Genomic DNA, 14891 nt, shown 5'->3' with positions numbered 1-14891 from the left:
TCAGGCGAAAAAGCCCTGCAGGAACCAGTCGGGCATGCCGCCGCGCCCGTCATCTGCCAGGCCGGCGCGGTAGATCCAGTAGCGGCGGCCCTGCTCGTCCTCGATCCGGTAATAGTCGCGCAGGCGAGCAGAGCCCTTCTCCCGCCACCATTCGGGCGCGATCCGTTCAGGCCCTTCCACGCGCGTCACCTCATGCACGCCGCCGCGCCAGCGGAACCGCCGGGGATAGCCATCAGGGCTGGCGTAAAGCACGGAAATCTTCTCCGCCATTCCCAGTATTTTCAATGGTCTGGAATGGAAAGCCAACTCCTCTTGCGAAGATGGCTGCGGGTCCAGCGGAGCCTGCCAGCCCTGCGCCCGTTCGGGAATATGGCTGCCCTTTGGCACCGGGCGGCGCACCGCCTGTTCGCCTAGCCTCACCACCAGCCTGTCAATACAGGCAGCCAGCGAAGTGCCATGCTGCTGCGCTGCTGCATCGAGATCGGCCTGCGCAAGGTCCAGCGGCTCTGACCAGGCGGCGCGCAGCCGCACCATCTCTATCCCGAAGCCCGCCTCCACATCATCGAGCCGGGCAGCGAACAGGCGGCAGATATGCGCGGCCTCGCGCGTGGCGGCGGCCAGTTCCAGCTTGCGAACCGCCACCTCGCCATCAACCCGCCACAGCCCCAGCTCGAGGCGGCGCGCGCCCTCCCCCCGCGCTTCGAGAGCGCGGACCATGTCGGCGGCAAGGTCTGCCACCACCTGGTCCAGCAAGGGACGGTGGCGGATCGGTTCCAGCAGGCGGCGCTGCACCAGTGGCGTTTCCACCGCCACCACCGGCAGCAAGGGTTCCGGCACGCGGCCGAGCAGCTGGTCCATTCGCACCAGCGGATTGGCAGCGGGTGAGCGGCGATTGCGAAAACGTCGCTGCACCGCATCGCGTCCCAACTCTGCCAGATCGCCGAGCCGCTTGAGGCCAAGCCGCCGCAGCACCAGCAACACGTCCGCATCCAGCCGCAATGCCGCCACCGGCAGGGTGGAGAGCCGCGCCGCGCCATCCTCATCGGCTGCCAGTATCGTGCCTTGCGGGCCGCCATAATGCGCCAGCGCCCATGCCGCCCCGGCAGTGGGGGCAATGGCCGCGCGCACGGCAAGCCTTTGCGCCGCAAAGCGCGCCAGCACATCGTCCAGCAGCCTGCGCTCCCCGCCGAACAGATGGGCCACGGCGGTCACATCCACCAGCAGGCCGTCCGGTGCGTCCAGCGCGGACCACGGACCCCAGCGCTGCGCCCAGATGGCCAGCCGTTCGAGGAAAGCCAGATCGCCCGCCGGATCGCTGGGCACGGCCTGCAATTGCGGACACAAGGTGCGCGCATCGGCCAGCATCATGCCCGGCGCGGCACCTGCCGCCAGCCCGGCATCATTGGCGGCATCGATGCGCGGACCATGCGCGGTTTCGGTAATCAGCGCGGTCGGCAGGGCATCTGCCCCCTCGCCGCCCTGACATGCTTCAGAGTGCCGCCAGCGATCCAGCGCCAGCCGCGCCAGCCAGATCGCCATGATCCGGCGAGCGGGTTTGACCGGGGTCCGGATGTTCGGCGGCGAGTGACGTCCCGTCATCGCGCAATATCCATTGAGAGGGAGGATGGGCACGGGCGCGGAACAATTGCGCATGCCAGCTGGGCACGCCGGGTGCATCGCCATTCCAGCGCGGAGGCGCGGAGGCGGCCGAGCGGACCTGCCAGCGCATCCGTGCTGAGCTGAGATCGCGCGCGGCATCATGGCGGATCAGGAACAGCGGCACGCCATGCTTTTCCGCCGCCAGGCTGAGACGGCGCGAGGCGGTGAGCCCCAGCGCCCGCGGATTGCCCGCAATCTCTCCGATCACGAAGGCCAGGTCACGGCAGCGCATCCCCTCCTCCAGCGCGAAAAGCGTATCCTGCGCGCCGCGTGCGGCAACATGGATCACACGGTGGCGAAGCTGGGCCGGAAGGCCGGGGCGATAGGGATATCCGCTGCGCTTGCGCGATGCCTCGTCCTGCACCCACAGCACGGGTTTTTCCTCCAGCGCGGGCGAAGCGCAGGCGCGCATATCGTCCAGCGCCAGCGCCAGGGCGCAGGCCACCCCGCCCGCCTCATCACCAGAGGCGAAAATCTCGCTATGCAGCGCGCGGTGCCCCATCCGCGCCAGGCCGGGGCGCCAACGCGGTGCGCATTCCCCCAGCGAGACCAGCTGGGCAGCTTTGGGCAAGGCAGACATGTCCATCGAATCGACTCCAATGTTCTATTTATGTTCTCATTGGATGAGCTTGGCAATGCCTCGTCCCGCTTATCGCACGGCTTGTGGAAACTGCGGAACATCCTCCCCGCCTGCCACGTTCAAAGCGCAAAGGAGACAAAAATGAGCAACATCACAGACCTCAAGCCAGACCTTAAGAACACCTTCTGGCAGGCACTGGCGGACAGCCCGTTCCTGTTCCTGCAACTGGACAGCGATCCGCACACAGCGGTGCCGATGACCGCGCAGCTGGACAAGGATGCCAACGGCACGATCTGGTTTTTCACCGCGAAGGATCACACGCTGGCCAGGGGCGGCAGGGCCACCGCCACATTCTCGGGCAAGGACAACCAGATCTTCGCCCGCTTCACCGGCATACTGACGCCGGAAACAAGCCGCGAAAGGCTGGACAAGCAATGGTCCAGAGTGGTCGAGGCATGGTTCCCCGGCGGCAAGGATGATCCCAGGCTGCTGATGCTGCGGATGGATCTGGGCAAGGCCGAGATCTGGAACAGCGACCTTGGCTTTATCGACAATGCCAAGATGCTGATGGGCTTCGACATGCGCGAGGAAGCGCGCGAAGAACACACCGAAACAATGCTCTGATTGAGCACATCTGTTGAAAGGAGTCGCTGCCCCTGAGCAAGGGCGGCGGCTCTTTTGGGGTCAGGCGAGCAGGGAAGGCACCAGGCCGAACAGCAGGATCAGGAACACCATTACCGGGGCGAGCCAGGCCACCAGCGCATGCCAGATCAGGAACATGCCCCTCGACATGTCCAGCTCTGCCTCCACCAGCCGCCGACTGGCGCGCCAGCCCGTGAATATGGCAACACCAAGCCCGGCCAGCGGCAGGCCGATCTTGCCGGTGATATCGTCAATCGAATCGAGAATATCGGCATCGGCGAAAGTCGGCCAGAACCACAACGGGCGGACATCGGACAGTACGTTATAGCCCAGCGCGCAGGCCACACCGATCAGGAAGGCGGCCAGCGCCACCAGCGATGCAGCCAGCCTGCGGCCAATGCGGAAGCGGCGGATTACAAAGGCGACCGGCGCCTCCAGCAGGGCGATCGAGCTGGACAGGGCGGCAAAGAAGATCAGGATGAAGAAGGCAAACCCCACCAGCGCGCCCGCAGGCATCTGCTGGAACGCCACCGGTAATGTCTGGAAGATCAGGCCCGGACCGCCCGCGGGATCGAGCCCGGCGCTGAACACGATCGGGAAGATCATCAGTCCGGCCATTATCGCCACGCCGGTATCGACTGCGGCGATCATCACCGCCGTGGGGCCGAGCCGCACGTGCCGGGGGACATAGGAGCCATAGGTGATCAGGATCGCACCACCCACGCTGAGCGAGAAGCAGGCCTGCCCCAGCGCATCATTGATGACAGCGGGGCTGAGCTTGGAGAAATCCGGCGTGAACAGGAAGGACATGGCCGCGCCGAAATCGCCGGTAAAGGCACTGTATATGGTGATCAGGATCAGCAGGCCGAAAAACCCCGGCATCATCCACTTGGCCGCACGCTCGATCCCGCCGGTCACACCCACGGCAACAATCGCCAGCGTCAACCCCATGAAGATCGCGTGCTGCAGGATCAGCTGGAACGGATTGGCGAACAGCTCGCCCATCATGCCGGTCACCTGATCCTGCGACATGCCGGTGAACGCGCCTGCCAGCGGATTGCCTGCCATCAGCGAGCCAAGGAAATCAGCCGCCGACAGCCAGACGTAATACAGCACCCAGCCGGCCACGACCGAATAGAAGGACAGGATCAGGAAGATCGTGACAAGGCCGATCCCGCCAAAGATCGACCATGATTTGCTGCGCCCGGACAGTTCGGCAACTTCGGCAATCGAACCCACAGAATCTGCATTGTGGCCACCAGCCCTGCCGATCAGCGTCTCTGCCAGCAGCAGCGGCAGGCCGATCAGCGCGACGCACAGTACATAGATCAGCACAAAGGCTCCGCCGCCGCTCTCTCCGGCCAGCGTTGGAAAGCGCCAGATATTGCCAAGGCCGACCGCAGCACCCACCGCAGCGAGCAAAAAGGCCGTGCGGGAGGACCATTGTTCGCCAACGCCCTGACTGCCTGCCGCCATGTTTGCACTCCCCTGCTTGCCGATAGTCTGTTCTGCCCCAAGACTTGTCCCGAAGCCTTACCCCAGGACTTTCCCCGAAGCCCTGTTGTGCAAGGAAACGCCGCTTGCGTCGAGTGTGCTTTGCGCCTCGTCCCCAAACCGCTAGGAGGGTGTCCATGTCCACGACCTTCAACCTCGATACATCGACCAGCCGCGCCAATCCCACGCCGCAGCCCATGCGCAGGCTGACCGTGCCCGCCATTCGCGACCGCAAGCAGGATGGGGTGACGGCAGAGCCAATCGTGATGCTGACGGCCTATACCGCCCGTCAGGCGCAGCTGCTGGACGCGCACTGCGACATGCTGCTGGTGGGCGATTCGCTGGGACAGGTGATCTACGGCCTGCCCTCCACCATTCCGGTGACGCTGGAGATGATGGCCAACCATGCCGCTGCGGTGGTGCGCGGCAGCTATCACTCGGTGGTGGTGGTGGACATGCCCTTCGGCTCCTACGAAACCTCGCCGCAGGACGCCTTCGACAGCGCGGCGTTCCTGCTCAAGGAAAGCGGCGCGGCGGCGGTGAAGCTGGAAGGCGGCGAAGCCATGGCCGAAACGGTCGAATTCCTGGTCAAGCGCGGCATTCCGGTGATGGGCCATGTCGGCCTGACCCCGCAGGCGGTAAACGTGCTGGGCGGATATAACGCGCGCGGACGCAGTGATGCGGAGGCGGAGAAGATCGTCGGCGATGCCGTGGCCCTGTGCGAAGCGGGCGCCTTTGCCATTGTGGTGGAAGGCGTGGTCGAACCCATCGCCATTGCCGCCACGCAGGAAACCGATTGCCCGATCATCGGCATTGGCGCTTCTGCGCAGTGCGACGGGCAGGTGCTGGTTACCGAAGACATGCTGGGCATGTTCGAACGCGTGCCCCGCTTCGTGAAGCGATATGCCGATATTGCGGATACGATTGCCGGTGCGGCGGAAACCTATTCTGCCGAAGTGCGTTCCCGTAACTTCCCCGGCGAAGAGCAGACTTACCAACCCAAGTAACTACGCTTGCACCAGACAGACCGCTGTCTTAGCGGGCTCATCAAGCAATACAGGATAGGCCACGGCATGGACACGCTGCTGCGTTTCTACAAATTCTCGCTCATATTCACCGTCATCTGCCTTGGCCTTGGCGCCTGGTATGGCTGGTCCAGTACGGGCAACCTTGCCGGCACTGCCTCCATCCTTTGGATCATCATCGTCCTCTCGGTGCTGGAGATATCGCTCAGCTTCGATAATGCCGTGGTCAATGCCTCGGTGCTGAAGGACATGGACGAGGTCTGGCAAAAGCGTTTTCTGACATGGGGCATTGCCTTCGCCGTATTCGGCATGCGCATTGTCTTCCCGCTGGCCATCGTTGCCATTGCAGCGAGTATCAGCCCTTGGGAAGCCGTCGACCTGTCACTCAACAATCCGCAGGAATATGAGCGACTGGTTTCCAGCGCCCATGTCGGTATCGCCGGATTTGGCGGTGCCTTTCTGGCCATGGTCGGCCTGAAATTCTTCTTCGATGCAGAAAAGGACATTCACTGGATCGAAGCGGTTGAGGAATTCCTTTCCAAGTTCTCGGCCCTGCCGGCAGCCGAAATTGCCCTGCTGCTACTCTCCTTGTGGGGCATTTCAACGCTGCTCGATCCGGCAGATGCGCACACGTTCCTTGTTGCAGGCATCCTTGGCCTGGTCACTTTCATCGCGGTGGAAGGTATCAGCCATATGCTGGAAATGAAGGAAGAAGCCGCTCGCATGAAGGGCGCAGTCGTTCGCAGCGGACTTGGTGGGTTTCTCTACCTCAATATCCTGGACGCCAGCTTCAGCTTCGATGGCGTGATCGGTGCTTTTGCCCTGTCAAACAACATGGTAGTGATTGCCTTGGGCCTTTCCATCGGCGCGATGTTCGTGCGTTCGATGACCATTCATCTGGTCAAGAAGGGCACGCTGGCACAATATCGCTATCTTGAGCATGGTGCCTTCTGGGCTATCATCGTGCTGGGTGCGATCATGTTGCTAAGCGCGAAATTCCACATCCCCGAAACCATTACCGGCCTGATTGGCGCGGCCCTGATCGGCCTCTCGCTCTTGTGGTCCATTCGCCATCAGAAGCGTGTAGCCAATGGCCAGATCAAGGACCCGGCTGCGGATTGAGCCTGTTCGCCAGCGGTGCGGACAGCATCAGTTGCAGCAGGTGATAGACCAGCACCGGCAGCAATAGCAGCCCGGCCACTGCGGGCGGGAACAGCACGCTGGCCAGCGGCGCACCCAGCGCGATGCTCTTTTGCGCCCCGGCAAACAGGAAGGCGATCCGGTCGCCCCGGTCCAGCCGCAGCATTCCGCCGCACAGCCACGCGCCGCCAAAGCCGATTGCCAGAAACACGGCCACCAGGCCCAGCAGGGCGGCCCAAGCCAATGCGTCAACGCGCGTCCACAGGCCTTGCTCAACCGCGCCGGAGAAGGCGACATAGACGGCAATGGCGATGGCCGTACGATCCGCCCAGCTGACGAGCACCCTGTTCGATCGCACCCATCCCCCGGCCCAGCCCTGCGCCAGCTGGCCGATCACGAACGGCAGCAGCAGGATCGTCGCGATCCGCTCCAGCCCGCCGATATCGATGCCCACCGCCTCTGTCCCGGCGAGCAGCGCCAGCAGCGGCGCGGTGATGAACACGCCCAGCACATTAAGCACCGCCGCCGCGACGACGGAGGCCGCCACATTCCCTCCGGCGAGCGAGGAATAGGCCGTGGCCGATTGCACGGTGGATGGCAGGATTCCCAGGAACAGCAGGCCCAGTGCTACCTGAGCTGGCAGGACGGCGCTGCCGATCTGCCACAGCATCCAGCCCGCCGCACCCATAGCCAGAAAGCACCAGGCGACCAGCGGCAGCAGGAAGCGGGCGTTGCGAAGGCCCGCCAGCACGTCCCCGCGCGGCAGGCGCAGGCCATTGAGCAGGAACAGCAGGAAGATCGCCCCGTCGGAAACGATGCGGGCAATCGCCCTGCCATCGCCCGTGACGGGCACAATCGTTGCCAGAAATATGGTGATCAGCAACAGGCGCACCAGCGGATCGATACCGCCAAGAATTCGAGTCCAGCCCATATCGCCGCCCTGCCGCGCAGCGCGCCGCCTGTCCAGTGGGCTTTAGGGGTTGGCCTTGTCCATCAGCACCTGCGCAATCCGTTCCTGCCCGGCGCGCATATCATAGACCCGCGCCAGAGCCGCCGCGACCCGCCGGTTGCCCCGTTGAAGGCGGTGCGCGGCCTGCGCGTGCAATTGCGCCTGCGCCTGATCGCCGACAACCAGCTCCAGCTCCGCCAGATCGGACAGCAGCAGCGGGTCGAGCGATCCGGGCGCGGACGCGGCGGCATGGCGCAGCAGCAGTGCCGCACGCGCCGGATTGGCGGCATCGCGCTGCATCGTACCCAGCAGGGCAGCGGCCGCGCTGTCACGGGGATTTTGCGCCAGATATCCGGCCAGCACACGGCGAGCCTGAATGTGCTCACCCTGTTGCACCAGCGCCGCCACCATGCGCTGCACCAGTGGCCAGTTGTTGCGCACCTGCGCCGCATGGCGATAGCGGACCAGAGCCGTGCCCGGATCACCGGCGAGCAGGCTCACATCGCCCGACAGCAGCCCCAGATCAATCGAGCCGGGGAACCTCTCCAGCAGCGCTGCGGATGCCTGTTGCGCCTCGGCCATGCGGCCTTCATCAATCGACTGGCGGATGCGTATCACCGGATTGGCGCCATCGCGCGCACGCCCCGATGGGTCGCGCTCCAGATAGGTCGGCCGGGGCGCCAGCGAAGGCCGAACCATGCGCGCGGCGCGATCGAGATAGACCGCCGCCTGGTCCCGCTGGCCCAGCTGTTCATGCGCGCGGGCAATCAGCGTGAGGAGGTAGTTGGATGCATCGGGCCTGTCCGCCCGCGCCGCCAGCATGGCGATGACTTCGTTCGCCTCGCCATTGGCCAGCAAGGCGCGGGCGAACATTAGCCGTGCGGTATCGTTGACGGGCTGCAGGCGCACCAGCTGGTCAAAATTCTCCGCCGCCAGCGCGTAATTGCCCGATCTGTATTCGAGGATGGCAGTCAGCATGATTGCCGCCGGCACCATCTGCTGCTCCGGCGCAAGGTGCCACATCAGGCTGCGCGCCAGATCATTCTGACCGGCCCGCGCCGCCAGCACCGCCTGCATGAAGAAGGCATTGGAATCGCGGCCATCGATTTCGAGCATCTTGCGGGCAACACGCAGCATTTCGCCGTGCTGCCCTGCATCGCCCAGCGTTGCGGCATATTGGCCGAGCAGGCCCATGTCCTCAGGCGCGATCTGCAAGGCATCATGAAACAGCGGCAGGGCTGCGTTCAAACCCTGCCCATCGCGCACCAGAAGAGCGAAAAACTCCAGCGCGCGCGGTTCCTGCCGGTCGAGCCGCACTGCCCTGCGCGCCGCCTCAAGGGCGCCGTGATGCTCGCCCGCGAGATAGCGCATGCGTCCGATATCGACCCATACAAGGGCGTCAGCCGGGCCGGATTGCAGCAGGCGGTCGAAGGCCTGCGCGGCGGCCGGCAGGTCACCCTGTGCCAGTTCCAGCCGCGCCAGCGCATGCAGGCCGCGCTTGCGAGTGCGCGCGTCGAAATCGGCATCCTCCAGCCAGTCGCGCGCGTCATAGAGCTGGCCCTGAAGCAGTTCGCCCTCACCGATATAGGCCGCCACCTGATCGCGGCTGGCACCTTCTTCCAGCGCGCGCCTGCCGGCCATTTCGGCACCAAGCCCATCGCCTTTTTCTATCGCGGCTTCGGCTTCGGCAATGGCATCCTGCCCCGGCGCGGCAGCAATTGCCCCACCGCCCAGCGCCAGCAACACCGCCGCAAGAACGGCAAGGATTCTGCTGTCAGGTCTGCAAGTCATACTGCTTGAGCAGATCATACAGCGTCGGGCGGCTGATCCCCAGCATCTTGGCGGTGCTGGAGATATTGCCCTCGCTGCGAGCCAGCGCATGACGAATGACCTTGCGGTCGGATTTCTCGCGCGCGCTTTTCAGGTTCAGCACCTGCGCGGCCTGTTCCTCTTCATCGGCCATATCCAGATCGCCCGCGCTCACCAGCTTGGCATCGGACATTATGACCGCGCGCTTGACGCGGTTTTCCAGCTCCCTGACATTGCCCGGCCACGGCCAGCCATCGATGGCCGCCAGCGCATCGGGCGCAAAGCCGGTGACCTGCGGGTTCATTTCGGCGGCAAAGCGCTTGAGGAATACCTTGGCCAGCAAGGTGGCATCGCCGGGACGTTCCGCCAGCGAGGGGATTTTCACCACCACTTCGGCCAGTCGGTAGAACAGGTCCTCACGAAAGGTCCCTTCGCCGATCATCTTTTCCAGATCCTGGTGCGTGGCGCAGACAATACGCGTATCGACCGCGATATTCTGCCGTCCGCCGATCCGTTCAATTGTGCGTTCCTGCAAAAAGCGCAGCAGTTTGACCTGCAATGGCAGCGGAATATCGCCCACTTCGTCCAGGAAGAGCGTGCCGCCACTGGCCTGTTCGATCTTGCCCTCGGTGGTTTTCACCGCACCGGTGAAGGCGCCCTTTTCATGCCCGAACAACTCGCTTTCCAGCAGGTTTTCCGGAATTGCCGCGCAGTTGATGGCCACAAAGCTTCCGTCGCGGCGGTTGCTGGCATCGTGCAGGCCGCGCGCCAGCAATTCCTTGCCCGTGCCGCTGGCGCCCAGCAGCATGACGGAGACATTGGTGTTGGCCACGCGCTCGATTGTCCGCGCCACCTTCACCATTTCCGGGGCCGAGGTAATCATCCGGCCGAGCACCTTGTTGCCCTCACCCGCCTTCTGCGCCAGCGCGCGGTTCTCGGCCTCGATCTGGTGCAGGTTGAATGCCCGCCGCACGATCAGGCCAAGCTGTTCGATATCAACGGGCTTCTGGTAGAAATCATAAGCCCCGCGCTCGATAGCGTTCAGGGCGCTTTCGCGCGCGCCGTGGCCGGAAGCCACGATCACCTTGGTATCGGGCTTGAGCGCCATGATCTCGTCCAGCACGGCAAAGCCTTCGGTGGTGCCATCGGGATCTGGTGGCAGGCCAAGGTCGAGCGTGACGACGCCGGGTTCTTCCGCGCGCAAGGCCGCAATGGCGCTTTCGCGGTCACCGACGATCACGACATCGAAATCGTCATAGGCCCATTTGAGCTGAGCCTGCAGGCCTTCGTCATCCTCGACTATCAGCAGTTTCGGCTTGAAATCAGCCATTTGCTCTCTCCACATCACTATTCTGTTCACTACGCGGGAGCGACTGCATCATCCCGCTTGTCCGGGCGAGCGGGAAGCGCAGCAGGAAGCGCGTGCCCATGCCTTCGCGCGATTCCACATCCAGACGCCCGCCCATGGCGCGAACCAGCTCGCGCGCTTCAAATGCCCCGATGCCGAAGCCGCCCTGCTTGGACGAATGGAACGGCTTGAACAGCTTGGTGCGAACGAACTCAGGGCTCATCCCGCAGCCCGAATCGACCACTTCGACAATCACATTGGTGCCGTCCTGCCTCAGGTCCAGGAACACCGGAGTGCCCGCGTTGCTGGCTTCGATCGCATTATGCACCAGATGGACCAGCGCCTGTTCCAGCGCCTCTGCATCGCCCATCACATGGCAGGCGCTGCGTTCAACGGCGACCAGCTCATGCTTGCCCTTATATTGCCCGACCACGCGCTGAATCACCTGGTTGAGGTCGATCTGCACATTCGCGCCGCCACCTTGCCCGCCATAACGGCCAAGACGTGCCAGCAGCGCCTGAAGCTTGTCGGTGGAATTGCGCAGGGTGAGCAGCATGTCGGCCCGGAATTCAGGCTTTTCGGCATGTTTTTCGGCATTGCGGGCAAGCAGGGAAAGCTGGCTCGCCAGGTTCTTGATGTCATGCATGACAAAGGCGATGCGGCGGTTGAACTCGTCAAATCGCTGCGCCTCGCCCAGCGCATCCTGGCTGGACTGCTCGGCCAGATAGCTCGCCAGCTGGCGACCGATCACCCGCAGAAGATCAAAATCCTCCCAATCCAGCATGCGCGCCGCCGGCGCCCGTGAAAGGACGACAATGCCCACCAGCCGCTCAAAATGCAGCAAGGGCACAAGTGCCCATGCCTCCTGATCGTCCAGCAGCCATTGCGGAGAGGCCGCAGCGGGAATGCCCTGTGCGCGCCCGCTGCGAAGATCGTCCAGATCGAGGATGAACTGGCTCTCTTCGAAAAAGCGCACGCCGTCGGCTTCCATCGCCAGTGCGGGCACGGCGATATCCGGCCACTGCCAGCGTGCATCCACCGCCATGCCGCCATCTTCGCGCGGCGTCAGCAGCAGGCCGCACGGACTGTCCGTCACGTCGGCCACGGCCTGCACCGCACGTTCCCGCAGCGGCGCGGACTGCGAACCGGCGCGGCCAATCGTGTCGGTAAATCGCAGCCATTCGGCGCGGTAGTCATAGCGATGCTGGAACAGGTGTTTGGCGATGGTCACGCGCAGCAGGCTGCGCATCTTGCGAGACGGCAGCAGGGTCAGCGCAATCGCACTGGCCAGGACCACGAAGCCGATTTGCAGGAAGCGTCCGAAATCGCTGCCAGCATAGGCCAGTCCCTGCGCGATCATCACCATGATGACCAGATAGGACCCGATAATCAGCAGGGAGAAGGACCGGAAGGCAAAGCTGCGCGAAGGCTGGAAGCGCATTTCACGCTCGCTGCGCATGGTTCCGAACGCCAGCAAGCCCACCGCCACCACCAGCGCCAGCGTGCGCAGTTCGAACAGCACTTCAGGCGTATCGGCGCTCAGATATGCAATCGTGTAGAGGTTGAGATCATACAGCCACAAGGTGGCCATCGCCGCAGCGGCCCAGCGCAGGTTCTGCCGGGCAGCCGGTGATGCTCCGGCGTAAAGATTGTGAACCAGCACCAGCGCGCCGGTGCAGAACAGCAGGCGGAACATGATGGCGAAAGGCAGGATCAGCTCCTGCGCTTCGGGTTCGCCGGAATAGTGCAGGCGCGCCGCCGTCAGCGCGATTTGCAGCAATTCCACAAAGGCGAGCGCAGCGGCCACAGGTCGTACCGGGCCAACGCTCTTGTCCCGCTCATCCGTAGCGAACAGGCTGTAGAGCATTCCAAGCCACGCCAGATAGCTGAAGCTGACGAGGAATTGCCCCAGTTCGCTTTCGGGTCCCGGACCGCTGGTGGCAATTGCCCAGACTGCGCTGAAGCCCAGCGCCAGGCTGGCGCAGATGATCGGCGGCTGCGAGGAATTGCGCTGCGATGCCAGCCACAAGGCCAGCACAATCGCGCCGCAGGCCGCAGCCACATGCAGCACATAAACAGAGATGGACCACAGCGCACCCATCAGCGCGCACCGTCTGACCACAGGATCACGCGCAGAGTCTGCAGCAGGATCAGCAGATCCAGGAACGGGGTGTAGTTCTTGGCGTAATAGAGATCATATTCGAGCTTGTGGCGCGAATCCTCGATCGATGCGCCATAGGGGTAGTTGATCTGTGCCCAGCCGGTAATGCCCGGCTTCACCATGTGCCGTTCGGCATAATATGGCAGCTTTTCTTCCAGATCGTTGACGAATTGCGGCACTTCGGGCCGCGGTCCGACAAAGCTCATCTGGCCTTTCAGGACAGTCCACACCTGCGGCAGTTCATCGATGCGCAGCTTGCGGATCAGCCCACCCACGCGGGTGATGCGCGGATCGCTTTTCTGCGCCCACTGCGCCCCGTCCTTTTCCGCATCGGTGCGCATGGAACGCAATTTCACCATGGTGAATTTCTGGCCGTATAGCCCCACGCGCGTCTGGCGGAAGAATGCAGGTCCCTTGCTGTCGAGCTTCACCAGCAGCGCGAACAGCAGGATGACCGGCAGGCTGACAACCAGCAGGGCGCAGCTCGCCAATATGTCGAACAGGCGCTTGGCCGCGCTGGAGATGACCCGGCCTGACGAGAACCCGTCCGAGAATATCAGCCAGCTCGGATTGAGCGTGTCGAGATCGACGCGGCCAGTCTCCCGCTCCAGAAAGCTGGAGAAGTCGTTCACATGCACGCCCAGCGTCTTGATCCGCAGCAGGTCCTTGAGCGGCAGCGAATTGCGCCGCTCTTCCAGCGCCAGCACCACTTCGCTTGCCCCAAGATCGGCCACATGGCGCGAAAGGTCATCGACCGCGGAACGCCGAATGGCTTCCTCAACGCTGATATTGCCTTCGCCCATCGCCACGTAACCAACGATGGTGAAGCCGCTTTCAGGCCGCTGCGACAATAGCTTGAGGCGCAAGGCACGCGGTCCCGCCCCCAGCACCATCAGCCGCCGACGGAATGCGGACGCGCCAAGGATGCCGCCCACGATCAGGCGGTTGAGCATCAGGAAAAGAATTGAGAGCCCCATCGCGTACAGCAGGATGGAGCGCCAGTACGTCTGCCCCGGTAGCAGAAAATCGAGGAAAGCCAGGCCAAGGATGGCCAGGCTCTCTGCAACCAGAAGTCGCGCGCCGGCATAGCGCAGCGACCGCAATGCCTCCGCGCCGAATACGCCCACCGCAATCATCGCCGTCAGCGTGACCGCCGAAATCAGGCCTATCGTTGGCAGACGGGCCGAAAACAGACCTGGCTCCATCCCGATCTGCGATGCACGAAATGTCCACGCCAGATTATTCGCCGCAATAAGCAGGATGAAATCAATCAGGCCAAGCAGCAGAACTGCATGGGGAACATAATGTTTGAATAGACGAATCATCGCTCCAGCCGATCTGTTCTGCCGCCTCAAGCGGCGAACGAGACTGCGAATAGAAGAGAGAGGTGAAATGTCGGTAAATTTTACACATTAAATCGAACCACGGTCACCGCGCTCCGGTTCTGCCTCGAAAGCTGGTGTTAACCACAGCTGGCAGCGCGATGGTTAATCTCTGTTCGCTATGCCGCAAGTCCTATGGCCCAGCTCAGCATGCCTCCCATTCCGATGAAGATATATCGGCATTTCGCGATCACGACGGTCTTGCTGACTGCCGCGCTGGCGATGTTTGCCAATGGCGAAAACAAGGAGCTGGAAGACCAGGAGGTTCAGACCACGCAGCCTGCCGCGCAACCGGCACAACCATCGCGGGAGACAGCTCCCGCTTCTGCACCTGCCGCCCCCGATAGCGGGCAGCCGGCCTATGGCGAGGCGCGGCTCAGAACCCGGACAATCGTGAACGGCACCTTCGATGACTCGCGCTATCAGGAATTCGATTCCACCTATGGCAAACCCACGGGCATGCGATCGGGCACCGGCACGAATTCGGCGTATGATCCATATGCGCAGACCGCATCCTATGGATATTCAAAGGCCTATCTGGATTCGCTGTCTCCCGAAGAGCGTGAATTGCTGATGGAGCAGATGCGCGCCGCCAGTGACGTTTCTCCGGAAGAGAGGGAGCGCCAGGCAGCAAGTCTTACCGCTGCATCGCGCCGCCGAAGCGGAACGGCGACCACATACGATTGAAGTGATGCGCCAAGT

12 protein-coding genes are annotated in these 14891 nt (G+C 63.3%); 4 read left to right on the top strand and 8 right to left on the bottom strand.

Going from position 1 to position 14891, the window contains the following annotated elements:
- A complete protein-coding gene (locus ABDZ98_RS09480; RefSeq protein ID WP_343806876.1) occupies positions 1–1599 on the bottom strand; it encodes a DUF6504 family protein in 1599 nt (532 codons plus the stop codon).
- Positions 1490–2245 carry a hypothetical protein gene (locus tag ABDZ98_RS09475; protein WP_343806873.1) on the bottom strand — a complete coding sequence of 252 codons (756 nt, stop codon included), beginning with the start codon at positions 2243–2245 and terminating at the stop codon, positions 1490–1492. Before ABDZ98_RS09475 ends, ABDZ98_RS09480 begins: the two co-directional genes overlap by 110 nt.
- 135 nt (positions 2246–2380) lie before the next feature.
- Between ABDZ98_RS09475 and ABDZ98_RS09470 the strand changes: the two genes are divergently transcribed.
- Positions 2381–2863 carry a pyridoxamine 5'-phosphate oxidase family protein gene (locus tag ABDZ98_RS09470; RefSeq protein ID WP_343806870.1) on the top strand — a complete coding sequence of 161 codons (483 nt, stop codon included), beginning with the start codon at positions 2381–2383 and terminating at the stop codon, positions 2861–2863.
- A gap of 60 nt (positions 2864–2923) precedes the next feature.
- Here the strand turns inward: ABDZ98_RS09470 and ABDZ98_RS09465 are convergent, their stop codons facing one another.
- A complete protein-coding gene (locus tag ABDZ98_RS09465; RefSeq protein WP_343806867.1) occupies positions 2924–4357 on the bottom strand; it encodes a sodium-dependent transporter in 1434 nt (477 codons plus the stop codon).
- A 155-nt stretch (positions 4358–4512) separates the two neighbouring features.
- Here ABDZ98_RS09465 and panB point away from each other — a divergent pair, with 155 nt between their 5' ends.
- Both panB and ABDZ98_RS09455 read left to right on the top strand, forming a co-directional pair.
- On the top strand, positions 4513–5382 hold the full coding sequence (gene panB, locus ABDZ98_RS09460; RefSeq protein ID WP_343806865.1) for a 3-methyl-2-oxobutanoate hydroxymethyltransferase: 870 nt from the start codon (positions 4513–4515) through the stop codon (positions 5380–5382).
- A 66-nt stretch (positions 5383–5448) separates the two neighbouring features.
- Positions 5449–6522, top strand: coding sequence for a DUF475 domain-containing protein (locus tag ABDZ98_RS09455; RefSeq protein WP_343806863.1), 1074 nt, complete (start codon positions 5449–5451; stop codon positions 6520–6522).
- On the opposite strand, the gene ABDZ98_RS09450 is transcribed toward ABDZ98_RS09455, so the two are convergent.
- From ABDZ98_RS09450 to ABDZ98_RS09430, 5 genes are read right to left on the bottom strand one after another with little or no spacing between them, the layout of a single operon-like run.
- Positions 6500–7471: a bile acid:sodium symporter gene (locus tag ABDZ98_RS09450; RefSeq protein ID WP_343806860.1), complete on the bottom strand. Its 972-nt coding sequence runs from the start codon at positions 7469–7471 to the stop codon at positions 6500–6502. The genes ABDZ98_RS09455 and ABDZ98_RS09450 overlap by 23 nt on opposite strands.
- A gap of 42 nt (positions 7472–7513) precedes the next feature.
- Complete coding sequence (locus tag ABDZ98_RS09445) at positions 7514–9235, bottom strand: tetratricopeptide repeat protein (protein WP_343806857.1); 1722 nt, start codon at positions 9233–9235, stop codon at positions 7514–7516.
- 28 nt (positions 9236–9263) lie between these two features.
- Entirely contained in the window at positions 9264–10628 is a 1365-nt protein-coding gene (gene prsR / locus ABDZ98_RS09440) for a PEP-CTERM-box response regulator transcription factor (protein ID WP_343806854.1), read from the bottom strand.
- Positions 10621–12747, bottom strand: a complete 2127-nt coding sequence (prsK, locus tag ABDZ98_RS09435) for an XrtA/PEP-CTERM system histidine kinase PrsK (protein WP_343806851.1) — start codon at positions 12745–12747, stop codon at positions 10621–10623. The genes prsR and prsK overlap by 8 nt, the downstream gene beginning before the upstream one ends.
- A complete protein-coding gene (locus ABDZ98_RS09430) occupies positions 12747–14132 on the bottom strand; it encodes a TIGR03013 family XrtA/PEP-CTERM system glycosyltransferase (protein WP_343806848.1) in 1386 nt (461 codons plus the stop codon). Before ABDZ98_RS09430 ends, prsK begins: the two co-directional genes overlap by 1 nt.
- Before the next feature lie 222 nt (positions 14133–14354).
- On the opposite strand from ABDZ98_RS09430, the gene ABDZ98_RS09425 reads away from it, so the two are divergent.
- Positions 14355–14876 carry a hypothetical protein gene (locus ABDZ98_RS09425; RefSeq protein WP_343806845.1) on the top strand — a complete coding sequence of 174 codons (522 nt, stop codon included), beginning with the start codon at positions 14355–14357 and terminating at the stop codon, positions 14874–14876.
- The last annotated feature ends 15 nt before the right edge of the window (positions 14877–14891 follow it).

Source organism: Alteraurantiacibacter aestuarii (genome assembly GCF_039523595.1).
Lineage (GTDB): Bacteria > Pseudomonadota > Alphaproteobacteria > Sphingomonadales > Sphingomonadaceae > Alteraurantiacibacter > Alteraurantiacibacter aestuarii.
Note: the sequence above shows the minus strand (reverse complement) of the source record. Positions and strands in the feature narration are given on the sequence as shown.